This is a genomic window from Variovorax sp. GW823-FHT02B07 (genome assembly GCF_058797695.1).
Genome location: NZ_JBXAJX010000004.1, coordinates 465,959 through 489,800, shown reverse-complemented (window position 1 = coordinate 489,800; position 23,842 = coordinate 465,959). Strand labels below are relative to the sequence as shown.

21 protein-coding genes are annotated in these 23,842 nt (G+C 66.9%); 1 reads left to right on the top strand and 20 read right to left on the bottom strand.

What is annotated here, in order from left to right; genetic code table 11:
- The first annotated feature begins 77 nt into the window (after positions 1 to 77).
- On the top strand, positions 78 to 1,688 hold the full coding sequence (locus AC1RGU_RS23055) for a serine hydrolase domain-containing protein (protein ID WP_492697840.1): 1,611 nt from the start codon (positions 78 to 80) through the stop codon (positions 1,686 to 1,688).
- 4 nt (positions 1,689 to 1,692) lie between these two features.
- Here AC1RGU_RS23055 and AC1RGU_RS23050 read toward each other — a convergent pair whose 3' ends face one another.
- The 20 genes from AC1RGU_RS23050 to AC1RGU_RS22955 all read right to left on the bottom strand — a co-directional run bounded on the left by AC1RGU_RS23050 (position 1,693) and on the right by AC1RGU_RS22955 (position 23,678).
- Entirely contained in the window at positions 1,693 to 1,968 is a 276-nt protein-coding gene (locus tag AC1RGU_RS23050) for an STAS domain-containing protein (protein ID WP_062471718.1), read from the bottom strand.
- 12 nt (positions 1,969 to 1,980) lie between these two features.
- Positions 1,981 to 2,643 (bottom strand): MlaC/ttg2D family ABC transporter substrate-binding protein, encoded by a 663-nt coding sequence (locus AC1RGU_RS23045; protein WP_070059936.1) that lies wholly within the window; start codon positions 2,641 to 2,643, stop codon positions 1,981 to 1,983.
- Between the two features lie 166 nt (positions 2,644 to 2,809).
- The gene (locus AC1RGU_RS23040) at positions 2,810 to 3,559 is read right to left on the bottom strand and encodes an MlaA family lipoprotein (protein WP_492697843.1); all 750 of its coding nucleotides are present in this window, start codon (positions 3,557 to 3,559) and stop codon (positions 2,810 to 2,812) included.
- A complete protein-coding gene (mlaD, locus tag AC1RGU_RS23035; protein ID WP_062471729.1) occupies positions 3,556 to 4,044 on the bottom strand; it encodes an outer membrane lipid asymmetry maintenance protein MlaD in 489 nt (162 codons plus the stop codon). Before mlaD ends, AC1RGU_RS23040 begins: the two co-directional genes overlap by 4 nt.
- A 41-nt stretch (positions 4,045 to 4,085) precedes the next feature.
- Positions 4,086 to 4,868 (bottom strand): lipid asymmetry maintenance ABC transporter permease subunit MlaE, encoded by a 783-nt coding sequence (gene mlaE / locus AC1RGU_RS23030; RefSeq protein ID WP_062471733.1) that lies wholly within the window; start codon positions 4,866 to 4,868, stop codon positions 4,086 to 4,088.
- Positions 4,865 to 5,728, bottom strand: coding sequence for an ABC transporter ATP-binding protein (locus tag AC1RGU_RS23025; RefSeq protein ID WP_492698270.1), 864 nt, complete (start codon positions 5,726 to 5,728; stop codon positions 4,865 to 4,867). Before AC1RGU_RS23025 ends, mlaE begins: the two co-directional genes overlap by 4 nt.
- A gap of 66 nt (positions 5,729 to 5,794) precedes the next feature.
- Positions 5,795 to 7,273, bottom strand: a complete 1,479-nt coding sequence (locus AC1RGU_RS23020; protein WP_062471739.1) for a glutamate synthase subunit beta — start codon at positions 7,271 to 7,273, stop codon at positions 5,795 to 5,797.
- Between the two features lie 35 nt (positions 7,274 to 7,308).
- On the bottom strand, positions 7,309 to 12,054 hold the full coding sequence (locus AC1RGU_RS23015) for a glutamate synthase-related protein (RefSeq protein WP_307695401.1): 4,746 nt from the start codon (positions 12,052 to 12,054) through the stop codon (positions 7,309 to 7,311).
- A 178-nt stretch (positions 12,055 to 12,232) separates the two neighbouring features.
- On the bottom strand, positions 12,233 to 12,934 hold the full coding sequence (locus AC1RGU_RS23010; protein ID WP_492697846.1) for a transposase: 702 nt from the start codon (positions 12,932 to 12,934) through the stop codon (positions 12,233 to 12,235).
- A 28-nt stretch (positions 12,935 to 12,962) separates the two neighbouring features.
- On the bottom strand, positions 12,963 to 13,844 hold the full coding sequence (locus tag AC1RGU_RS23005; protein ID WP_492698272.1) for a class I SAM-dependent methyltransferase: 882 nt from the start codon (positions 13,842 to 13,844) through the stop codon (positions 12,963 to 12,965).
- Between the two features lie 14 nt (positions 13,845 to 13,858).
- Entirely contained in the window at positions 13,859 to 14,434 is a 576-nt protein-coding gene (locus AC1RGU_RS23000; RefSeq protein ID WP_492697848.1) for a DUF1415 domain-containing protein, read from the bottom strand.
- Positions 14,431 to 15,717 (bottom strand): MFS transporter, encoded by a 1,287-nt coding sequence (locus AC1RGU_RS22995; protein WP_492697850.1) that lies wholly within the window; start codon positions 15,715 to 15,717, stop codon positions 14,431 to 14,433. Before AC1RGU_RS22995 ends, AC1RGU_RS23000 begins: the two co-directional genes overlap by 4 nt.
- Positions 15,714 to 16,850, bottom strand: a complete 1,137-nt coding sequence (locus AC1RGU_RS22990; protein WP_492697852.1) for a deoxyguanosinetriphosphate triphosphohydrolase — start codon at positions 16,848 to 16,850, stop codon at positions 15,714 to 15,716. Before AC1RGU_RS22990 ends, AC1RGU_RS22995 begins: the two co-directional genes overlap by 4 nt.
- A gap of 28 nt (positions 16,851 to 16,878) precedes the next feature.
- The gene (gene aroB / locus AC1RGU_RS22985) at positions 16,879 to 18,003 is read right to left on the bottom strand and encodes a 3-dehydroquinate synthase (protein ID WP_492697854.1); all 1,125 of its coding nucleotides are present in this window, start codon (positions 18,001 to 18,003) and stop codon (positions 16,879 to 16,881) included.
- A gap of 33 nt (positions 18,004 to 18,036) precedes the next feature.
- Positions 18,037 to 18,585, bottom strand: coding sequence for a shikimate kinase (locus tag AC1RGU_RS22980; RefSeq protein ID WP_062471759.1), 549 nt, complete (start codon positions 18,583 to 18,585; stop codon positions 18,037 to 18,039).
- Positions 18,586 to 18,608: 23 nt separating this feature from the next.
- Positions 18,609 to 20,759, bottom strand: coding sequence for a type IV pilus secretin PilQ (locus AC1RGU_RS22975; RefSeq protein WP_487847960.1), 2,151 nt, complete (start codon positions 20,757 to 20,759; stop codon positions 18,609 to 18,611).
- Positions 20,756 to 21,298, bottom strand: coding sequence for a pilus assembly protein PilP (locus tag AC1RGU_RS22970; RefSeq protein ID WP_062471766.1), 543 nt, complete (start codon positions 21,296 to 21,298; stop codon positions 20,756 to 20,758). The genes AC1RGU_RS22975 and AC1RGU_RS22970 overlap by 4 nt, the downstream gene beginning before the upstream one ends.
- Positions 21,295 to 21,975 carry a type IV pilus inner membrane component PilO gene (locus AC1RGU_RS22965; RefSeq protein WP_070059947.1) on the bottom strand — a complete coding sequence of 227 codons (681 nt, stop codon included), beginning with the start codon at positions 21,973 to 21,975 and terminating at the stop codon, positions 21,295 to 21,297. Before AC1RGU_RS22965 ends, AC1RGU_RS22970 begins: the two co-directional genes overlap by 4 nt.
- Positions 21,976 to 21,981: 6 nt before the next feature.
- Positions 21,982 to 22,602, bottom strand: coding sequence for a PilN domain-containing protein (locus AC1RGU_RS22960; protein WP_070059948.1), 621 nt, complete (start codon positions 22,600 to 22,602; stop codon positions 21,982 to 21,984).
- Entirely contained in the window at positions 22,599 to 23,678 is a 1,080-nt protein-coding gene (locus AC1RGU_RS22955) for a pilus assembly protein PilM (RefSeq protein WP_062471776.1), read from the bottom strand. Before AC1RGU_RS22955 ends, AC1RGU_RS22960 begins: the two co-directional genes overlap by 4 nt.
- Positions 23,679 to 23,842 lie beyond the last annotated feature (164 nt).

Below are 23,842 nucleotides of genomic sequence, written 5' to 3'. Positions count from 1 at the left end.
GCATCGGCCCGGAGTTCACCCACAATCCCGCCGGTGCCGATTCTGCGCACCGCAACCGCCCATCGCGAGGAACGCCAATGAAGTGTTTGACCCGCAGCCCCCTCCCAACCGTTGCCGCCCTGCTCCTGGCGATGGTGCTGACTGCTTGCGGGGGAGGAGGAGGTGGTGGCGGCGGAGGTGGCGGCATCGCCCTTGTTGGCGGCGGCGCAGGCGCTGGCGCAGGGGGCGGCACCGCCCAACCTTGCACTTCATCTGCCGGTTCGGCCCAGCTGCCAGCCCGCGATGCACTCATTGCGCGCGCCAAGTGCCTGGAGCTGGACACGCCCTACGTGCCACCACCCGGCGATGTGCTGGAGCACAACACGTCCGGCTATGCCAAGGCCATGTGCTCGGCGGTCTTCATCACCGGACTCGATCCTGCAGTCGCCGCCGAAACCATCGGGTACTTCACGGGGCCGTACGAACAGCGCAAGAAGGTGGGTGCGCCGGTGGTCGACCGCACCAAGAAGGAGGTCCGCATCACGATGCCCAACGGCGGCCCGACGCTGGTGGCCCGCCACTTCGGCTCGCAGGGTTGCATCACGCTGCCGCCCGGCAAGGACGATGTTCTCTTCACACCCGTCAATGTCAAGAGCGCGCTGGCCGACCCCACGACCGTGCCCTGGCCCATGGGCGATGTGCTGCCGAACGACCCGCCGCCCGCCGACGTCGACATGGCCAAGGTGAACCAGGCCCTCGGCGCCGCCTTCGAAACCACGGAGGCCTACACCGCGGCCTTCGTGGTCACGCACAAGGGGCGGCTCATCGGCGAGCGCTACATGAGCGGCATCAACGCGACAACGCCGCTCGAATCATGGTCGATGGGCAAAAGCGTCGTGGCCACGATGATGGGCGTGCTGATCAAGCAGGGCGTGTACAAGCTCGACCAGCCCGCGCCGATTCCCGAATGGCAAGGTGCCGGCGACGGCCGCCAGCAGATCCGCATTGCCGACATCCTGCGCATGTCCAGCGGGCTGCGCATCAAGGCCCCGGACGATCCGGACTTCGATCCCAACGGCACCTACCCCGATCACATCTACTACTACACGGGCCGGATCAACGCATTCAACTACGCCGCGACCCGACCGCAGCAATGGCCGCCCAACACGGTGGGCCGCTACCGCAACACCGATCCGGTGCTTGCCAATTACCTGGTCCGCCTTGGGGTCGAGAAGCGCGGCGAGGAGTACCTCTCGTTCCCGCAGCGCGCCATCTTCGACAAGATCGGCATCCGCTCCATGGTGATCGAGACCGATCCCTACGGCAACTTCCTCACGCAAGGCTACGACTTCATGTCGGCGCGCGATTGGGCCCGGCTGGCCAATCTCTACCTGCAGGACGGCGTGTGGAACGGTGAGCGCATTCTTCCCGAGGGGTTCGTCAATTTCGTGAGCACGGCCGCACCGGCCTGGACCGCAGACCAGCGCCCCATCTACGGGGGATTTTTCTGGATCAATGGAACGGGGGCACTGGCGGCGCCGACGACGGCCTACTACATGCTCGGCGCAGGGGGCCAATTCGTGCTCGTGATTCCGTCGCACGATCTTGTGGTCGTGCGCATCGGCCACTCCAAGGGAGAGCGATTCGCGACCTCGACCCTGAACAAGGCACTCGCGCTGCTGACCGCAGCAGTGCCACGCACGCGCTAGGGGGTCAGGGCGCGGCGGGCAGAAGGCCCGCGATGCCGTACAGCGCGGCCAGCTCGCGCAAGCGCGGCGACAGGCCCTTGACCGAGAACCCCCGGCCCAGCGCGCTGGATTCGCGCCGGCACTCGAGCAGCACCGCCAGCGCGGAGGAATCGAACTGGGCCAGTGCCGTGGCGTCGACCACGGTGGACGACGAATCGGTCTGGCCCTTGAGCCCCTGCTGCAGCATGCGCATGCAGGCAGGAGCCTCGTCGTGGGTGAGTCGGGAGGGAAGGACCAGCATGGCGTGCGCCCGTCAGCCCTTGCCGTTGCCCTTGTTGCGCGCGGCCAGCGCGGCAATCAGGCCATCGATGCCGCTCTTGTTGATCTCCTGCGCGAACTGGGTGCGGTAGGTGTCGACCAGCCACACGCCCAGCACATTCAGGTTGTAGACCTTCCAGCCGGCGCCCTGCCCCGGGGTCTTTTCGAGGCGGTAGTCCAGCTGCACCGGGTCGCCGCGGCCCTTGACCTCGGTGCGCACGAGCACGTCGGTGTCGGTGGGGGCGCCGCGGAACGGGCGGATGGTGACGGTCTGGTCGCTCACCTGGTCGAGCGCGCCGGCGTAGGTGCGCACGAGCAGGGTCTTGAACTCGTCCTGCAGGCGCTTTTGCTGCTCGGGCGTGGCCTGGCGCCAGGCCGGGCCGACGGCCGAGGCGGTCATGCGCTGGAAGTTGACGTTGGGCATGATCTTGCTGTCGACCAGCAGCATGATCTTGTTGATGTCACCGGCCTTGATCGACGAGTCGGCCTTGATGGTCTCGAGCACGTCGGTCGACAGGCGCTTGACGAGCGCGTCGGGGGCTTCATCGGCCGCGAATGCGCTCTGATGCACGAAGGCGGTGGCGGCGCCGAACAGCAGCGCGCCGGCCAATGCCAGGCGGCCCATGTCGCGTCGTTGCAGCAAGATCTTGTTGTTCATGGTGAGTCCCTCAGGTTGAATTGTCTTCCCTGCACGGTGCAGCCAATGGCTCCGTGCTGAGACAGGAACGGTTTCGACAGGCGCCAGGCCGACCGGGTTCCTGAAGCGGAGGTGAAGCCTTGCAACCGGATGCAAGCAGGACCACCCCATCCGCCCCCTTTTGCCGTCACTTGCCGGCGTTGTCGTCGTCCGGCGGGTTGCCGTCGTAGACCTGGTTGCGGCGGCGCTGCAGGAACGCATCGCGCGTGAACGAGTACTTGTCGAGCGCGGCTTCGTCGAGCAGGCGGGTGGCGCCCAGGTAGCGCGAGCGGGTGTCCACGACACGCAGGCCTGCCAGCGAATTGCGCCAGGCGATGTCGTGGATATGGCCCTGCGCGTCGCCGTACATGTCGAGCGGCCGGGCGATCGTGTCGCGCAGCGTCGAGGGGCCGAGCAACGGCAGCACGACGTACGGACCGGCGCCCACGCCCCAGTAGCCCAGCGTCTGGCCGAAGTCTTCCTCGTGGCGCGGCAGGCGCGCCTCGGAAGCGACGTCGAGCAGGCCGCCCAGGCCGAAGAAGGTGTTGACGTTCAGCCGCATGAAGGTCTCGGCGCTGTTCTGCAGCTTGAGCTGGGCCACGTTGTTGGCCAGGCTCCAGATGTCACCGAGGTTGCTGAAGAAGTTGGTCACGCCCTGGCGCACCAGCGAGGGCACCACGTTCTGGTAGGCAGTGGCCACGGGCTCCAGCACGGCCTCGTCGACGGTGTCGTTGAAGCGCGTCATGCCGCGGTTGTACGGCTCGAAGGGGTCGGTCGGGCTTGCGCCGGATCCGGTGGCGCATCCGGCCACGAGGGCGAAACCGACGGTGGCGGTGGCCCAACGGGCGGAGCTAGCTACACTTTTAATAGCAATCGACGAAAAAAGTCGTGTGGTCATTTCTTGTTGGCTGTTCCCGGCGCCGTATTCCCCTCGGCGGCCTTGCTGTACAGGAACTGGCTGATCAGGTTCTCCAGCACCACGGCCGATTGGGTCGCGGTGATGGTGTCGCCGGCTTGCAGGTTCTTTTCCTCGGCGCCCGCCTCGATGCCGATGTACTGCTCGCCGAGCAGGCCACTGGTCAGGATCTTGAGCGAGCTGTCCTTGGGAAAACTGTAACGGTTTTGCAGCGCCAGCGTCACATCGGCCTGAAAGGCCTTGTCGTTGAACGCGATGGATTCCACACGACCGACCACCACGCCAGCGCTCTTGACCGCGGTCTGGGGCTTGAGCCCGCCGATGTTGTCGAAACGCGCGGTGACCGTGTAGGTCTTCTGGAAGTTCAGGCTCAGCAGGTTGGCCGACTGCAGCGCCAGGAACAGCAATGCGGCGCCGCCGATCAGCACGAACAGGCCGACCCAGATGTCGTTGGTGGAACGTTGCATGGTTTGCACTCTCTGTCTAGAACGATGGAGCCGGAGCCCCTTTAGATACTGAACATCATGGCGGTGAGCAGGAAATCGAGCCCCAAGACCGCCAGCGACGCCATCACCACGGTGCGCGTGGTGGCGCGCGACACGCCCTCGGGCGTCGGCTGGGCCTCGAAGCCCTGCAGCAGCGCGACGAAGGTCACGGTGAAACCGAACACGATGCTCTTGATGACGCCGTTGCCGACGTCGCGCCAGACATCAACGCCGCCTTGCATCTGGCCCCAGAACGCGCCCGGGTCGACGCCCAGCATGAGCACGCCCACGACATAGCCGCCCATGATGCCGACCGCGCTGAACACGGCCGCCAGCAGCGGCATGGTGATAACGCCGGCCCAGAAGCGCGGCGCGAGGATGCGCTGCACCGGATCGACCGCCATCATTTCCATGGCGCTCAACTGCTCGTTGGCCTTCATGAGGCCGATCTCGGCCGTCAGCGAGGTGCCGGCCCGCCCGGTGAACAGCAGGGCCGCCACCACGGGACCGAGTTCGCGCACGAGGCTCAACGCCACCAGCAGGCCAAGCGCCTCGGACGAGCCGTAGCGCTGCAGCGCGTAGTACATCTGCAGCCCGAGCACGAAGCCCACGAACAGACCCGACACGCCGATGATGGCGAGCGAGTAGTTGCCCAGGAAATGGATCTGGTCACGCACCAGCCCGAAGCGCCGCATGATCTGCGCGCCCGGGCCGAGCAGGCGCAGGAACAGCTTGGCCGCATGGCCCATGTCGGCCAGTTGGCTGCGCACGGCAAAGCCGACGTCGGCGGGCTTCCACCAGGTCATGAGCGCCCCCCTTCCCGGTTCCCGAAATCGTCTTCGATACTGACGCCCGGATAGTGGAAGTGCACCGGCCCGTCAGGCAGCGCATTGACGAACTGATGCACCAGCGGATCGACGCTTTCGCGCACCTCGTCGGGCCGCCCCTGCGCGGCGATGCCGCCGTTGGCCAGGATGATCACGTGGTCCGCGATGCGGAAGGTTTCCTCGAGATCGTGCGACACGATGATGCTGGTGAGGCCGAGCGCGTCGTTGAGCTGGCGGATCAGCCGTGCGGCCGTGCCGAGCGAGATCGGGTCGAGCCCCGCAAAGGGTTCGTCGTACATCACGAGGTCGGGGTCGAGCGCGATCGCGCGGGCCAGCGCCACGCGCCGCGCCATGCCGCCCGACACCTCGCTGGGCATCAGGTCGCGCGCGCCGCGCAGGCCGACGGCGTCCAGCTTCATGAGCACGATGTCGCGCACCAACGCTTCCGACAGCTGCGTGTGCTCGCGCAGCGGAAAGGCCACGTTGTCGAACACGCTGATGTCGGTGAACAGCGCACCGAACTGGAACAGCATGCCCATGCGGCGCCGCGCCGCATACAGCGTCGCGACATCGAAGTGGCCGACATCCTTCCCGTCGAACAGCACCTCGCCGCGTTGGGCGCGCTGTTGGCCGCCGATGAGACGCAGCACGGTGGTCTTGCCGCCACCCGATGCCCCCATCAACGCCGTCACCTTGCCGCGCGGCACGGAAAACGACACGCCATCGAGGATCGCGCGCGCGCCGTAGCCGAACGTGACATCGCGGAATTCGACGAAGGAGGAAGACGGTGGTGTGGCTGGGTCCATCACAATAAAAAAGCCGGGCGCCTTGTGAGGCATCCCGGCATGCGGTTTCCGCGGATGATAACGGGGCCGCGAACGGCGCCGCTTCAAATGAAACAAAAATCAGCGCGGTAAGTCGCTGAATCCCATCAAAAATTCGTCGACCGAACGCGCCGCTTGACGGCCCTCGCGAATTGCCCACACCACCAGCGATTGGCCGCGGCGAATGTCACCTGCGGCGAACACCTTGGGCACATTGGTGGCATAGCCGCCGATGAAGTCGACCGTGGCGCGCGCGTTGCCGCGGGCGTCCTTCTCGACACCGAAGGCGTCGAGCACGGTGGCCACGGGGCTGATGAAGCCCATCGCCAGCAGCACCAAGTCGGCCTTGAGGATCTGCTCGCTACCGGGCACTTCCTGCATCTTGCCGTCCTTCCATTCGACGCGCACGGTCTTCAGGCCGGTGACCTTGCCCTTCTCGCCGATGAATTCCTTGGTCGAGATGGCGAACTCGCGCTCGCAGCCTTCTTCATGGCTGGAGCTGGTGCGCAGCTTGATCGGCCAGTAGGGCCAGGTCAGCGGGCGGTTCTCTTCTTCCGGCGGCTGCGGCATCAGTTCGAACTGCGTGACGCTCACGGCGCCGTGGCGGTTGCTGGTGCCCACGCAGTCGGAGCCGGTGTCGCCGCCGCCGATGACGATGACGTGCTTGCCGTCGGCGCGCAGTTGGCCCTTGACCTTGTCACCAGCGTTGACGCGGTTCTGCTGCGGCAGGAACTCCATCGCGAAGTGGATGCCGTCGAGATCGCGGCCGGGCACAGGCAGGTCGCGCGATTGCTCGGCGCCACCGGTGAGCACCACGGCGTCGAAGTCTTTCTGCAGCTGCTCGGGCGTGACGGTTTCCTTGGCCAGGTTGGTGACCTTGGAGCCCTTGCCCAGCGGGTCTTTCGCGGCACCGACCATGACGCCGGTGCGGAAGGTCACGCCCTCGGCCTTCATCTGCTCGACGCGGCGGTCGATGTGCGACTTCTCCATCTTGAAGTCGGGAATGCCGTAGCGCAGCAGGCCACCGACACGGTCGTTCTTCTCGAACAGCGTGACGTCGTGGCCGGCGCGCGCCAGTTGCTGCGCGGCGGCCATGCCGGCCGGGCCGGAGCCCACCACCGCGACCTTCTTGCCGGTCTTGTGCTTGGCGACGCGCGGCGCCACCCAGCCTTCGTCCCAGGCGCGGTCGATGATCGCGTGTTCCAGCGACTTGATGCCGACCGCGTCGTCGTTCACGTTGAGCACGCAGGCAGCCTCGCAGGGCGCGGGGCAGATGCGGCCGGTGAACTCGGGGAAGTTGTTGGTCGAGTCGAGCACCGCGAAGGCGTTCTGCCAATCGTCGCGGTACACGAGGTCGTTGAAGTCCGGAATGATGTTGTTGACCGGGCAGCCGCTGTTGCAGAACGGCGTGCCGCAGTCCATGCAGCGTGCGCCCTGCACCTTGGCCTGGTCGGTGTTCAGGCCGACGACGAATTCCTTGTAGTGCTTGACGCGCTCTTCGACAGGCTTGTAGCCCTCTTCGATGCGCTCATGCTCCATGAAGCCGGTGATTTTTCCCATCGTGCTTTCCTCTGTTCTTCGTATCTATGGCGCGCTCAGACGGCGGCCGTGGCGGGCGCGGCCAGTGCGTGCGGCTCGAGGCCGACGTGGGCGTTGTTGCCGCTGCTGGCCAGCTCGACCTGGCGGTCGTGCAGTTCGGCCAGGGCGCGCTTGTACTCGTTCGGGAACACCTTGACGAACTTGGTGCGCGACTCGGCCCAGTTGTCGAGCAGCTCGCGCGCGCGCTTGCTGCCGGTCCAGCGGTGGTGCTCTTCGAGCAGCTTCTTGAGCTGCGCTTCGTCGGTCTCGCCGCCGTGCCAGATCTTGCGATGCACGCTGGCGGTCTGCTCGGCCGAGGTGAGCACCTTGTCGAGCGACACCATCGAGAGGTTGCAGCGAGAGGCGAACTGGCCGTCTTCGTCGTAGACGAAGGCGACGCCGCCGCTCATGCCAGCCGCGAAGTTGCGGCCCGTCTTGCCGAGCACGGCCACCGTGCCGCCGGTCATGTATTCGCAACCGTGGTCACCGGTGCCTTCGATGACCGCCGTGGCGCCCGACAGGCGCACCGCGAAGCGTTCGCCGGCCACGCCGCACAGGTAGGCCTCGCCAGTGGTCGCGCCGTACAGCGCGGTGTTGCCGACGATGGTGTTGCGCGCAGCTTCACCGCGGAAGTCCAGGCTGGGGCGCACCACCACGCGGCCGCCCGAGAGGCCCTTGCCGGTGTAGTCGTTGGCGTCGCCGATCAGGTACAGCGTGATGCCGCGTGCCAGGAAGGCGCCGAACGACTGGCCGCCCGTGCCTTCGAGCTGGATGCGGATCGAGTCGTCGGGCAGGCCCTGCGGATGCACCTTGGTCAGCGCGCCCGAGAGCATCGCGCCCACCGAGCGGTTGACGTTGCGCGCCACCTCGATGAACTGCACCTTCTCGCCCTTGTCGATGGCGGGACGCGACTTCTCGATGAGCTTCACGTCGAGCGCGCGCTCGAGGCCGTGGTCCTGGTTCTCGACATGGAAACGCGGCACGTCGGCCGGCACGATCGGCAGGGCGAACAGGCGGCTGAAATCCAGGCCCGAGGCCTTCCAGTGCTCGATGCCCTTGCGCATGTCGAGCAGGTCGGCGCGGCCGATCAGGTCGTCGAACTTGCGGATGCCCAGCTGGGCCATGATCTGGCGCACTTCTTCCGCAACGAAGAAGAAGTAGTTGACGACGTGCTCGGGCTTGCCCGAGAACTTCTTGCGCAGCACCGGGTCCTGCGTGGCCACGCCCACCGGGCAGGTGTTCAGGTGGCACTTGCGCATCATGATGCAGCCCTCGACCACCAGCGGCGCGGTGGCGAAGCCGAATTCGTCCGCGCCCAGCAGCGCGCCGATGGCGACGTCGCGGCCGGTCTTCATCTGGCCGTCGGCCTGCACGCGGATGCGGCTGCGCAGGCGGTTGAGCACCAGCGTCTGCTGCGTTTCGGCCAGGCCAATTTCCCACGGGCTGCCCGCATGCTTGATCGACGACCAGGGCGAAGCGCCCGTGCCGCCGTCATGGCCGGCGATCACGACGTGGTCGCTCTTGCACTTGGCCACGCCTGCGGCGATGGTGCCGACGCCGATCTCGCTCACCAGCTTCACGCTGATGCTGGCGTGCGGCGCGGTGTTCTTCAGGTCGTGGATCAGCTGCGCCAAGTCCTCGATCGAGTAGATGTCGTGGTGCGGCGGCGGCGAAATGAGGCCCACGCCCGGCACGGCATAACGCTGCTTGCCGATGTACTCGGTGACCTTGCCGCCGGGCAGCTGGCCGCCCTCGCCCGGCTTGGCACCTTGTGCCATCTTGATCTGGATCTGGTCGGCCGAGTGCAGGTACTCGGCGGTGACGCCGAAGCGGCCCGAAGCCACCTGCTTGATGCGCGAACGCAGCGAGTCGCCGTCGTTCAGCGGCAGGTCGACCTCGACGTTGGCCGCGCCGATCACGCTCTTGAGCGTGTCGCCCTGCTTGATCGGGATGCCCTTCAGTTCGTTGCGGTAGCGCGCGGGGTCTTCACCGCCTTCGCCCGTGTTGCTCTTGCCGCCGATGCGGTTCATGGCAATGGCGAGCGTGGCGTGCGCCTCGGTGCTGATCGAGCCCAGCGACATCGCGCCGGTGGCGAAGCGCTTGACGATTTCGGCGGCGGCTTCGACCTCGTCCACCGGAATGGCCTTGGCCGGATCGATCTTGAACTCGAACAGGCCGCGCAGCGTGAGGTGGCGGCGGTTCTGGTCGTTGATGAGCTGGGCGTATTCCTTGTACGTGTTCCAGTTGTTGGAGCGCGTGCTGTGCTGCAGCTTGGCGATGGCGTCGGGCGTCCACATGTGCTCTTCGCCGCGGGTGCGCCAGGCGTATTCGCCGCCGGCGTCCAGCATGTGGGCGAGCACGGGGTCGTCGCCGAAGGCGGCCTTGTGCATGCGGATGGCTTCTTCGGCGATCTCGAAGACGCCGATGCCTTCCACGCGGCTGGCGGTGCCGGTGAAGTACTTGTTCACCGTCTCGGTGTTCAGGCCGATGGCTTCGAACAGCTGGGCGCCGCAGTAGCTCATGTAGGTGCTGACACCCATCTTCGACATGATCTTCGACAGGCCCTTGCCGATGGCCTTGACGTAGTTGTAGACCGCCTTGTCGGCGCTCAGGTCGCCCGGCAGGTCGGCGTGCATGGCCGCCAGCGTTTCCATCGCGAGGTACGGGTGCACGGCTTCGGCGCCGTAGCCGGCGAGCACGCCGAAGTGATGCACTTCGCGCGCCGAACCGGTCTCGACCACGAGGCCGGCGGTGGTGCGCAGGCCCTCGCGCACGAGGTACTGGTGCACGGCCGACAGCGCCAGCACGGCGGGGATCGCCACTTGCGTCGGGCCCACGCCGCGGTCGCTCACGATCAGGATGTTGTGGCCGCCCTTGATGGCATCGACCGCTTCGGCGCACAGCGAGGCCAGCTTGGCTTCGACGCCTTCATCGCCCCAGCCCAGCGGGTAGGTGATGTCGAGCACGTAGCTCTTGAACTTGCCCTGCGTGTAGCGGCCGATGTCGCGCAGCTTCGCCATGTCGGCGAAGTCGAGAATGGGCTGGCTCACTTCGAGCCGCATCGGCGGGTTGACCTGGTTGATGTCCAGCAGGTTCGGCTTGGGGCCGATGAAGGACACCAGCGACATCACGATCGCTTCGCGGATCGGGTCGATCGGCGGGTTCGTGACCTGCGCGAACAGCTGCTTGAAGTAGTTGTACAGCGGCTTGTTCTTGCTGGAGAGCACGGCCAGCGGGCTGTCGTTGCCCATGGAGCCGATGCCCTCTTCGCCGGCCTGTGCCATCGGGCTCATCAGGAACTTGATGTCTTCCTGGGTGTAGCCGAAGGCCTGCTGACGGTCGAGCAGCGCCACCTGGCTCACGGGGATCGCGGCCGGCTCGGCCTTGACGCTGTCGAGCTTGATGCGCAGGTTTTCGATCCACTGCTTGTAGGGCTTGCTGTTGGCGAGGGTGGCCTTGACCTCCTCGTCGTCGATCATGCGGCCCTGCTCCAGGTCGATGAGGAACATCTTGCCGGGCTGCAGGCGCCACTTGCGAACGATCTTCTGCTCGGGCACGGGCAGCACGCCCGATTCCGACGCCATGATGACCAGGTCGTCGTCGGTCACGCAGTAGCGCGAGGGGCGCAGGCCGTTGCGGTCGAGCGTGGCGCCGATCTGGCGGCCGTCGGTGAACACGATGGAGGCCGGGCCGTCCCACGGCTCGAGCATGGCGGCGTGGTACTCATAGAACGCGCGGCGGCGCGTGTCCATGGTGGCGTGCTGTTCCCAGGGCTCGGGAATCATCATCATCACGGCCTGGCTGATGGGGTAGCCGGCCATCGTCAAGAGCTCGAGGCAGTTGTCGAAGGTGGCGGTGTCGGACTGGCCGGCGAAGCTGATCGGGTAGAGCTTCTGCAGGTCGGCGCCGAGCACGGGCGACGACATGACGCCTTCGCGCGCCTTCATCCAGTTGTAGTTGCCCTTGACCGTGTTGATTTCGCCGTTGTGCGCAACGTAGCGGTACGGGTGGGCCAGCGGCCACTCGGGGAAGGTGTTGGTCGAGAAGCGCTGGTGCACGAGGCCCAGGGCCGAGACGCAGCGCTTGTCCTGCAGATCGAGGTAGTAGGTGCCAACTTGGTCGGCGAGCAGCAGGCCCTTGTAGACCACGGTGCGGCTGGACATGCTCGGAACGTAGTATTCCTTGCTGTGCTTGAGCTTCAGGCGCTGGATGTTGGCGCTGGCGGTCTTGCGGATCACGTACAGCTTGCGCTCCAGCGCGTCCTGCACGATCACGTCGTTGCCGCGGCCGATGAAGATCTGGCGCAGCAGCGGTTCCTTTTCGCGCACGGTGGGCGACATGGGCATGTCGCGGTTGACCGGCACGTCGCGCCAGCCCAGCAGCACCTGGCCTTCGGCCTTGATGGCGCGTTCCATCTCTTGTTCGCAGGCTTCGCGCGAGGCGTGTTCCTTGGGCAGGAAGATCATGCCGACGCCGTATTCGCCGGGCGGGGGCAGCGTGACGCCCTGCTTGGCCATTTCTTCGCGGTACAGCAGGTCGGGCAGCTGGATCAGGATGCCCGCGCCGTCGCCCATCAGCTTGTCGGCGCCGACGGCGCCGCGGTGGTCGAGGTTCTCGAGGATCTTCAGGCCCTGCAGCACGATGGCGTGGCTCTTCTCGCCCTTGATGTGGGCGACGAAGCCGACGCCGCAGGCGTCGTGCTCATCGGCACCGGAATACAGACCGTGTTCTTGGAGGTGTTGAATCTCGGCAGCCGTCGTCATGGCGCGCTCCTTCAGTTTTCGCAGGGAAAGGGAGCATATTGCGATGCACAAAGAATGCCAAACACTTTAATAGGGGTCAGATTCCTATTAAATCTTGAGTTTTCTTGTCAGAATTAAATTGGGGACATATTAAAAACAGAAGCATAACTCCCAACAAGGGCGAGGCTTCCGACCGCTTTCAGTCCGGATCTTTGGCGGGCGCAGGCGGCCGGCCGGCCTTGGCCTTGATCACGCGACGCTCGGTGGACTTCTGCAACGTGTCCAGAAAACCATCGTCGCCGGCCGCCCAGCCGCGCAAGGTGGCCTCGGTCAGGGCCCGCTGATCGGCCGCGCGAACCCCACCACGCACCAGTTCGGCATACGCCGCCTCCCGCGCGAAGGGCGTGTTGCCGAGCTCCCAGTACAGCGGATGCGGCGTCAGCAGCCGGTCCTGCCGCAGGCCGGCGTAGTGGCCGTGGCTGGACCACGGGAAGTCGCGCGCTTCGGTGACCATGCCGGCGCGCACCGGATTCAGGTCGATGTAGGCCATGCAGGTCAGCAGGTAGCGCTCGGTCTGGATCAGGGTCGATCTGTAGCGTCCTTCCCACAAGGTGCCGCTGCGGCCGTGGCGGTCGTTGAAGTAGCGCACGTAGCTGCGCCCGACCGACTGCATGAACTGCGGCAGGCCCGTGGCACTGTCGGGCGTGGCCAGCAGGTGGAAGTGGTTGTCCATCAGCACGTAGGCGTGCAGCGCGATGCCGAAGCGCGCGGCGTTCTCGGCCAGCAGGCCCAGCAGTTTCTCGTGGTCGGCGCGGTCCACGAAGATCGGCTGGCGGTTGTTGCCGCGCTGGATCACGTGGTGCGGCATGCCGGCCAGCGTGAGACGGGGGAGACGGGCCATGGGGACGTGGACGACGCCGTCCGGGTACTTAATCGGCGAGGCGGAAGCGTGTGTCGCCCAGCGTGTCGAGCCCGAACTGCGCCAGCAGCTCGCGCAGCCGCGTCGCCGCGCTCGCCTTGCGCTGGCCGGTGTAGCGCGCCAGGATCAGCTCGTTCTTCATGCTGTGCTCCCAGCCGACCAGCTCGGTGACCGTCACGCTGTAGCCGTTGGCTTCCAGGTACAGGCAGCGCAGCACGTTGGTGAGCTGGCTGCCGATCTCGCGCGTGTGCAGCGGATGGCGCCACAGCTCGGCCAGCGGCGTGCGCGACAGGGCCAGCGCCTTGGTCTCGCGCAGGCAGGCCGCCACTTCGGCCTGGCAGCAGGGCACGAGCACCATGCAGCGCGCCTTCTTGGCCAGGCCAAAGGCGATGGCGTCGTCGGTGGCGGTGTCGCAGGCGTGCAGCGCGGTGACCACATCGATCCGCGCCGGCAGCTCGCTCGCCTGCGCCGACTCGGCCACAGTGAGGTTCAGGAACGACATGCGCCCGAAGCCCAGCTGCTGCGCCAGCGCGCGGGAGCGCTCGACCAGTTCGCTGCGCGTCTCGATGCCGTAGACATGCCCGCCCTGCCGCGCGCGGAAGAACAGGTCGTAGATGATGAAACCGAGGTACGACTTGCCCGCCCCGTGGTCGGCCAGCGTGGCCTCGGCGCCCTCGCCCGGCAGCTCGCGCAGCAGCTGCTCGATGAACTGGAACAGGTGATAGACCTGCTTGAGCTTGCGCCGCGAATCCTGGTTGAGCCGGCCTTCGCGCGTGAGGATGTGCAGCTCCTTGAGCAGCTCGACGGACTGGCCCGGCCGCAGGACTTCGGCCAGCTCGGCCTCGGCCTTCGCAGCCTTGTTGGTGGGGTGGGCTTTCGCGGGACGGGACATGGTGTTCTTGTTGTTCATGGCGTGGCGCTTCCCGGGCCGACATCGAGCGCGGTCCAGCCGGCCGGGCCCAGGGCTTCGAGCGTCTCGATGTTGCGCTCGAAGATCGCCTCGGCCTCGGGAAAAGCCTCGACCGCGCGGTCCACGCTGTCTTCGCGCAGCAGGTGCAGCGTGGGGTACGGCGCGCGATTGGTGGCGTTGGTGATGTCGTCGGCCTCGGTGCCGGCGAACTGGAAATGCGGATGGAAGCTGGCGAGCTGCAGCACGCCGTCGAAGCCCGCGCGGGCGAGCTTGCGCTCGGCGCGCTCGGTGAAATCGTTGAAGTCGAGAAAGTCCGCCAGCGCGTGGGGGACGATCAGCAAGGTGGTGTCGCGCACCTCGGCATCGAGCGCCACGAGCGCGCGGGCCTCGGCCAGCAGCGCATCGATGAGGCGGCCTTCGTGGGTGTCGAGGTAGGTGACGTAGTGGATCTGCCCCTTCACATGCACCGCCTTGGCGAAGGGGCACAGGTTGAGGCCGATCACGGCGCGCTCGAGCCAGCGCCGGGTGTCGGCTTCGGCTTGCGCGGCGTCGGTGATCGTCGGGTCGCTCATGCCGTGGCCTCCGTGAGTCGGCGGATGCGCCCGAGGCGCGCGGCAACAGCCATGCCGGCGAGCGAACAGGCCAGCGTGGCGGTCCAGGTCCAGTGCCAGCCACCGACGCGGTGCGCCAGCCAGGCCACCGCCGGCGGCGCCAGGAACTGGCCGAGCGACGACGCCTGCTGCATCAGGCCGACGGTGGTCGAGACGGTGCTCGGCCCCGGCGCCAGCCGCACCCCCAGCAGGAACAACGTCGCCGGCACCATGCCGCCGCCGAGCGAAAAGGCGCAGATCGCGGCATAGCGCAGCGCGGGCGGCAGGCCCAGTGCCGCTGCGCCAGCGCCTTGCCCCACCTGCGCGAAGGCGGCGACACCGCCCAGCGCCATGGCCAGGAAACCCCATTGCAGCAGGCGCTCGGGCGCCACGCCGCGCTGCAGCCAGCGGCCACCCATGAGGTTGCCGACGATGTTCATCGCCGCGGCCAGCGCGGTCAGCACCGCGCTCCAGGCGGCCGGCACCTTCGCGTCGGCATAGATCGCGGGAAGAAAACCGATCACGGCCATCCACTGCGACGAGTACACGGCGAAGGTCAACGCGACCAGCCACGGCGCGCGCGCACCGACCGTCTCGCACAGCCGCGACGCCCAACCGGCCGACGCGGGCTGCGGGCTTGCACCGGCCACGTGGGCCCGATCGCGCGGCACCGCCAACCACACCCAGAGTGCCGCACCCGCCGACACCAGCGACAGCGTCCACCACCAATCAGCCCATCCGCCCCAGCCGATCAGGGCCGGACCGATCAGCAGCGCGAGCGCCACGCCGAGCGGCATGTAGGCGCCCCACAGGCCCAGCGCGGCCTTGTCGGCGCCCGCCGGTGTCAGTGCGCGGATGAGTCCCGGGCCCGGCATCACCGCCATCAGGAAGCCGATGCCTTCGGCCGCGCGCAGCACGAACAGCCACAGCACCGCGTGCGACTCGCCCAGCAGGCCGGCGCCGACGGCGCCTCCGAGCAGGCTGGCCGTCGTCAACACCGCCAGCCCGACGAGCATGCTGCGCCGCAGACCGATGGAATCGGCCGCAAGCCCGGCCAGCAGCCCGAGCGTCATGCTCGCGACCTGGACCAGCGAGAGCAGGAAGCCCGCCTCGACCAGGTCGATGCCCAGCGACGCCTGCAGCGCCGGCACGGCGGGCGGCAGCTTGCCCAGGTGCAACGCGGCACTGACGCCGCCCAGCACGACGGCGAAGGCCGCGGCCGGCACGCGGGCCGACGCGCTGTTCGAGCGCACGGCCGCCGTCATGCGATGCCCCGGCGGCCGGTCAGCCGTTCGTGCTCGCGCATGGCGAAGCGATCGGTCATGCCGGCGATGTAGTCGGCCACGGCGCGATGCCGGTCGCGGCGCTCGGCGTACGAGGCGGGCATCTCGGTGCCGCGCGCCAGGTAGGCGTCGAACAGCCCGCGCACGACCTCGCTCGCCTGGTCGGTGGTCTGCGTGACCTGCGGGTGGCGATAGAGATTGCGGAACAGGAACTGCTTGAGCGCCTCCGACTGCGCCTGCATGACGCCGCTGAAGGCCACCAGCGGTGGCGCCTGGCGCACAGCGTCGGCATCGGCGGGCGCCAGCGCCTCGATGGCCGCGCGCGTCGTGTCGATCACGTCGTAGACCTGCGCGCTGAGCATGCGGCGGATGGTTTCATAGAGCACGCGCCGGCCTTGGCCCTGCAGGTGCGGATGCTCGGCCAGCGCTTCGCGGCGGTAGCGTTCGAACAGTTCCACATCGGCCAGCTGCTCGACGCTGATCAGGCCCGAGCGCACGCCGTCGTCGATGTCGTGCGCGTTGTAGGCGATGGCGTCGGCTAGGTTGCACAGCTGCGCCTCCAGCCCCGGCTGCGTGCGGTCGAGAAAGCGGCGGGCCACGCCCTGCGGCTCGGCGACCTCGATGCGTTCGGCGTTGGCGCGCGAGCAATGCTTGAGGATGCCTTCGCGGGTCTCGAAGCTGAGGTTCAGGCCGTCGTACTGCGGGTAGCGGTGCTCCAGCGCATCGACCACGCGCAGGCTCTGCAGGTTGTGCTCGAAGCCGCCGTGCTCGGCCATGCAGGCATTGAGCGCGTCCTGGCCCGCGTGGCCGAAGGGCGTGTGGCCCAGGTCATGGGCCAGCGCGATCGCCTCGACCAGGTCTTCGTTGAGCCGCAGCGCGCGCGCGATGGAGCGGCCCAGTTGCGCGACTTCGAGCGAATGCGTGAGCCGCGTGCGGAACAGGTCGCCTTCGTGGTTCAGGAACACCTGGGTCTTGTAGACCAGCCGACGGAAGGCGGTGGAATGGACGATGCGGTCGCGGTCGCGCTGGAAGGCGTCGCGCGTGGGCGCAGGCGGCTCCGCGTGGCGCCGTCCGCGCGAGCGCGCGGGGTGGCAGGCGTACGCCGCGAGGCTCACGGCCGGATCTCCGCGTATCGCGCTGCGCTCATGCCGCGCAGCACTGCGCGAGCACGTCGCGCACCATCGCGTCGGGCGCGCTGCGCACGACGGCGGAGCCGGGCCGGTCGATCACCACGAAGCGGATCTCGCCGGCTTCCGATTTCTTGTCGACGCGCATCAGCTCCAGGTAGCGCTCGGCGCCCAGCGCCGGTCCCACGGTGGGCAGCCCGGCCCGCTCGATCAGGCGGGTCAGCCGCGCGACGAAGGCCGCGTCGACACCGCTCAGCCGCTGTGACAGCTGCGCCGCCATGACCATGCCGCAGCCGACGGCTTCGCCGTGCAGCCATTCGCCGTAGCCGAGGCCCGACTCGATGGCATGGCCGAAGGTGTGGCCGAAATTGAGGATGGCCCGCAGGCCGGTCTCGCGCTCGTCCTGACCGACCACCAGCGCCTTGATCTCGCAGCTGCGCTTCACGGCATGGGCCAGCGCGGCCGGGTCGCGCGCCACCAGCGCTTCGATGTTCGCTTCGATCCAGTCAAAGAAGGCCATGTCGTAGATCGGGCCGTACTTGATAACCTCGGCCAGGCCGGCGCTCAGCTCGCGCGGCGGCAGCGTCTGCAGCGTGTTCAAGTCGCACAGCACGAGCTGCGGCTGGTAGAACGCGCCGATCATGTTCTTGCCCAGCGGGTGGTTGATGGCCGTCTTGCCGCCCACCGAGGAATCGACCTGCGCCAGCAGCGTGGTCGGCACCTGCACGAAAGGCACGCCGCGCATGTAGCTGGCGGCCGCGAAGCCGGTCATGTCGCCCACCACCCCGCCGCCGAGCGCGAACAGCACCGTCTTGCGGTCGCTGCCGTGGCCCAGGAGGGCGTCGAAGATCAGGTTGAGCGTCTCGAGGTTCTTGTATGCCTCGCCGTCGGGCAACTCGAGCAGGTGGACCGTGCGAAAGCGCTTGGCCAGCACGGCCCGCAAGGCCTGCGCGTAGAGCGGCGCCACGGTGGTGTTGCTGACGATCAGCGCGCTGGCAGCCGCGGGAACGACACTGAAGCTGGCGGGGTCTTCCAGCAGGCCGCCGCCGATCAGGATCGGATAGCTGCGCTCGCCGAGCTGGATCTCGACGCGTTCGGGCTTTGGCAGGGCGGAAAGTGCAGGCGAAACAGACAGGGACATGGCCGCGAGTTTAGGCGCTCGGGCCTGCCGGGGTCAGTCCGAGGGCTCTTCCGGATGGGCGCCGGGTTCGACCACCCCGGCCAGCTCGAGCTGCATCACGATGAGGTTGACCAGCACCGCGATCGACGGCCGGCCGGTGTCGACCACGTCATGGGCCGTTTCCCGGTAGAACGGGTCGCGCGCGTCGTGCAGTTCGCGCAGCCGGCCCAGCGGGTCGGCCACCTGCAAGAGCGGGCGCTTGACGTCGTGGCGCAGGCGCCGGAACAGGTCTTCGGGCGAAGAACGCAGGTAGATGACGTGGAAATGGTCGCGCAGTTGCTGGCGGTTGGCCTCGCGCAGCACGGCGCCGCCGCCGGTCGCCAGCACGCCGTGGGGGTGGGCGGCCAAGTCGGCGATGACCGCCTGCTCGATGTCGCGGAAGGCGGCTTCGCCCTCGCGGTCGAAGAAATCACGGATCGTGCAGCCGATGCGCTGCTCGATCACGTGATCGGTGTCGATGAAGGGAGTGTTCAGCCGAGCACCCAGCCGCCGGCCCACTGCGGACTTTCCGGCGCCGGGCAACCCGACAAGTGCGACCGCCACGCGGTGGTTGCTACGCCCGCGCGTCAGCGCGCGGCGTTGCGGTCGGTAATCATCTTCGGGGTGATAAAGACGAGCATTTCGGTCTTGTTGGCAACGCGTTCGCGCTTGCGGAACAATGCCCCCATGTAGGGGATTTCACCCAGCACCGGCACGCGCGATTCGTCATTGGTTTCGGTGAGCTCGAAGATACCACCGATGACGACCGTGCCGCCGTTCTCGACCAGCACCTCGGTCTGCACGTGCTTGGTGTTGATGGCCGGGCCCGCCGAAGTATTGACGCCGCGGGCGTCCTTGCTCACGTCCAGCGTGAGGATGATGTTGCCCTCGGGCGTGATCTGCGGCGTGACTTCGAGCTTGAGCACCGCCTTGCGGAACGAGATCGACGTGGCGCCGCTGGAGGTGGCCTGCTGGTAGGGAATTTCCTCGCCCTGCTCGATCAGCGCCTTGGTCTGGTCGGCCGTGATGACGCGGGGGCTGGAGACCAGCTTGCCCTTGCCATCGGCTTCGAGGGCGGAGATCTCGAGGTTCAGCATGCGCGACAGGCTCGAGTTGAACAGCGAGATCGCGAAGGTGCCTGCGGCGTTGCCGGTGCCGCCAGCGTCGCCGGCGGGCAGGTTGATGAAGTTGGAGTTGGTCCAGGTGGCTGCTGCGCCGCCGACGCCGCCGGCGTTGGTGGTGGCAGGCATGACGCCGAAGGTGCCGTAGGCCGGATTGCCGTTGGCCGACGCGACGCGTTCGCGGGAGATACCGCCACCCATCCGCACGCCGAGCGACTTGCCGAAGGTGTCCGAGGCTTCCACGATGCGCGCCTCGATCAGCACCTGGCGCACGGGAATATCCAGCTTCTGGATCAGGTCGGCGACCTGGGCCAGGCGCGAGGGAATGTCGGACACGAACAGCTGGTTGGTCCGCGATTCGGCGATCACGCTGCCGCGGGGGCTCAGGATGCGCGAGGTCGCGCCGCCGCCACCACCACCGCCGCCACCCGCCGATGCACCGGTCCCCGTCAGGCCCTGTGCAATCGCAATGGCCTTCGTGTAGTTCAGCTGGAACGACTGCGTGCGCAGCGGCTCCAGGTTCTCGATCGCCGCCTTGGCTTCGAACTCGAGCTTCTCCTTGGCGTTGATCTCGTCCTTGGGCGCGATCCACAGGACGCTACCGTTCTTGCGCATGCCCAGGTTCTTCGCCTGCATGATGATGTCGAGCGCCTGGTCCCAGGGCACGTCCTTCAGCCGCAGCGTCAGTGCGCCGCTGACCGAATCGGAGGTCACGATGTTGAAGTTCGTGAAGTCGGCAATCACCTGCAGCAGCGAACGGATCTCGATGTTCTGGAAGTTGAGCGACAGCTTCTCGCCGTTGTAGCCGACACCTTGCGTGAGCTTACTCGGGTCGACCTTGCGTGCGCGGACCTCCACCACGAACTGGTTCTCGCTCTGGTAAGCGCTGTGCTCCCAGTCGCCCTTGGCATCGATCGTCATGCGCACCCGGTCGCCCGACTGCTGCGAAGTGATCAGCTGCACCGGCGTGCCGAAATCGGCCACGTCGAGGCGACGGCGCAGGCCTTCGGGCAGGGTCGACTTGGTGAACTCCACGACCAGGCTCTTGCCCTGCTGCTTCACGTCGACGCCGACCTGGTTGTTCGGCAGGTCGACCAGCACGCGGCCGGTGTTGTCGGCGCCCAGGCGGAAATCGACATCACGCAACGGCAGCGTGTCACGGTTGCGGTTCTCGGCGAAAGTGGTCGCCGCGGAAGCCGCGAGTGCCGTACCAGCCACCGGCTCGAGCACGACCAGCAGCGACTTGCCCTGGATCTCGGCCTTGTAAGCAGTAGCCTGCTTCAGGTTCAGCACCACGCGGCTGCGGTCACCGGCCTGCACCACGTTGACCGAGCGCAGGTTGCCCTGGTTCACCTCGATGGCCGAACGCCCGATGGCGTTCGTCACGCCCGGGAAGTCCAGCGCGATGCGCGCCGGCGTCTGCACCGAGAACCCGGCAGGCACGGCGGTGAGCGGCTGGGCCAGGTCGATGCGGATCACTTCCGCGCCCGACTGGGTCGAGCTCGTCACCGACTCGATTGCGTTTTGCGCATGGGCGACGGCCAGGGCACCGAAAGCCAGCAGACCCAGCCCGGCGGCGCGCAGCCACTGTGCCATCGTTGATTTTTTATGGTTCATTTCGCACTCTCTTGCAACTGCAGCGTGGCTACGCGTTCAATCCATTCGCCCGCGGCGTCCTGCACGATCTCGCGCAGGGCGACTTCGGTTTCGTTGATACGGGTGATGCGCCCGTAGTTGAGCCCCAGGTACTCGCCGACGCGCACCTTGTAGAGCAGCTTGTCCACACGCACGAGCGCCACCGGCTGGCCGTTGCGGTTCATGCTGCCGACCATCGCCATCGTGTCGAGCGGGAACGCTTCGAGGGCTTCCTTGCGGCGCGCCAGCTCCGGCGCGATCAGCTCGGACGTGCTCGGCTGGTTCGACTCCCGGCGCAGCGCCTGGGTCAGCTTCAGCATGTTGAAGGGCTCGAACGACGACGCCTCGGTGTAGGCCTGCGGCGTGAACTTCTTGGGTTCGGAGATCGGCGGCACAGAGGGCTTCACCTGCGCGCGCTGCTCGACCATCCAGCGCTGCAGGTCTTCCTGGTCGGAATCGCCGCAGGCGCTCAGGCCCAGCGTGGCCAGTGCCAGCCACAGGACTTTGGCGACCGGCTTCATTTCTTCGCCTTCGGCGCCGTGGCGCGTTTCTGGGCGGCCCGCTCGTCTTCGTCGAGGTAGCGGTAGGTGCGCGCGGTGGCGTCCATCGTCAGCACGTCCTTGTCCTTCTGCGGTGTGACGGTCACGTTGTTGAGCGTCACGATGCGCGACAGGCTGGCCACGTCGGCCGCGAAGGCGCCCATGTCGTGGTAGCGGCCCGTGACGCGCACGGCGATCGGCAGCTCTGCGTAGTAGTCCTTGACCGACACCTGGCCCGGACGGAACAGTTCGAACTGCAGGCTGCGGCCGAGACCGGCCTGGTTGATGTCCGAGAGCAGCGCGTCCATTTCCGCCTTGCTGGGCAGTTGCTTCTCGAGAAGGATCACGTACTGCTGCACCTGCTCGCGCTGCTTCTTCAGCAGGTCGAGGTTGGCGGCTTGCGCCACTTTCTTCTGGTAGTCGGTCCGGAGCGTGACTTCCTTGGCGCGCTCGGCTTCGAGCTCGTCGTTGGAGTTCGTGAGCCAGACAAACCACAGGCCCGCCAGCACCAGCGCGGACACGGCCAGGCACAGTGCGTAGCGCGGCACCGCCGGCCACATGGAAGGATCGTTCGGATTCAGTCCGCGGAACTGGTCGCCGAAGTTGCGCAATGCGGTGGCGACGTCGACTTTGGGGAGGGATCGGTTGCTGATGGCCATGATCGATTACCCCTTCGCCTGCGCCTTGGCGGCCAAGGCCTTCTCGGCCTCCGCCTTCTGGGCGTCGGTGGGCCGCTTGAGGCCGATGCGCATCGTGAAGTTCGCCACGCGGCGCTGGTCGCGCTGGCTCAGGTTCACATTGGCCGAGGTGATTTCGACCAGCTCGGGCTTCACCAGCCAGGGGCTGTTGTTGCCGAGGTTGCGCAGCAGCTCCGACACGCGCTCGTTCGACTGCGCCATGCCTTGCAGGGTCACGGTCTGGTTCTCCTGCTTCATGCTGGTGAGATAGACGCCGTCGGGCAGTTGCCGGACGAGTTCGTTGAGCAGGTGCACGGGCAGATTGCGGTCGCCTTGCAGGTCTTCCACGGCCAGCTGGCGCGCGCGCAAGGCTGCGATTTCTTCCTGCAGTGTTGAGATTTCCTTGATCTCGACTTCGAGCTTCTTGATCTCGGCCTGAAGGAAGCCGTTCTTCGATTGCTGAGCCGAAATCTGGGCCTCGAACCACAGGTAACCGAGGCCGGCGATCAGGGCACCCAGCAGCGCGGCACCACCCAGGGTGCCGTAGAAGGCCTCGCGGCGGCGCTTGCGCGCGGCTTCGCGGTGCGGAAGCAGATTGATCAGGATCACTGCAGGAACCTCCGCATGGCCAGGCCGCAGGAGGTCAGATAGGAAGGCGCTTCGCGGCGGACCTTCTTCTCGCGGATGCTGGGGCCGAAGTCCATGCCGTCGAACGGATTCACGAGCGAGCAGGCAAAAGAGGTCTGGCGGGTCACGGCATTGGTCAGACCCGGCAGCGACGACGAGCCGCCCGCCAGCAGCACGTAGTCGACGCGGTTGTGCGGCGTGCTGGTGAAGAAGAACTGCAACGCGCGCGCGATTTCCTGCGCGATGCTTTCGACGAAGGGCTTGAGCACGCCCGAGCCGTAGTCGTCGGGCAGGTCGCCGCTGCGCTTCTTCGCTTCGGCTTCCTCTGCGGAAAAACCGTACTGGCGCACGATCAGCTGGCTCAATTGAGCGCCGCCGAAGGCCTGGTCGCGGTCGTACAGCACTTCCTGGTTGCGCAGCACTTGCATGCTGGTCGTGAAGGCACCGACTTCGAACAGCGCCACGATGGCGTCCACGCCCTTGCCCGGCAGCTGCTCGATCAGGCGTGCGGTTGCGAGGCGCGAGGCATACGACTCGACGTCGAGGATCATGGCCTTCAGGCCCGCGGCTTCCGCCAGGCCCTCGCGGTCCTGCACCTTCTCCTTGCGAGAGGCGGCGATCAGCACTTCCACGTCGCCGACGGAGGTCGTGCTCGGTCCCGTCACGCAGAAGTCGAGGCTCACTTCATCGAGCGAGAACGGGATGTACTGGTTGGCTTCGGATTCGACCTGGATCTCGAGCTCCTGCTCGCTCATCCCGCCCGGGAGAATGATCTTCTTGGTGATGACCGCCGAGGGCGGCAGCGCCAGCGCCACGTTGCGGGTCTTGGTGCCGCTCTTGCGCACGACGCGGCGCACGGCTTCGGCGACTTCGTCGAATTTCTCGACGTTGCCGTCGGTGATCCAGCCGCGTTCGAGCGGTTCGATGGCGCAGCGCTCCAGAACCAGCTTGCCGCTGGCCTCACGGCCGAGCTCCACCAGCTTCACGCTGGACGAACTGACGTCCAGTCCCAGCAGGGGGGCGTTCTGACGACGAAACAATGATCCAAGAGCAGCCAAGTTAGGTCCCTCTCCCCCTGTTATTTGTAACCAATGGAAAAATATGCGTTCGGTTGCATGCTAGCAGCAGGCACAGCGCCCACCAAGCGTGCAGAAAGCCCGGAACCGACAACCGTTGTCAAAACGTGACGTCAAAGCCGCATTCTGTAACTTTCTGCTTAGCC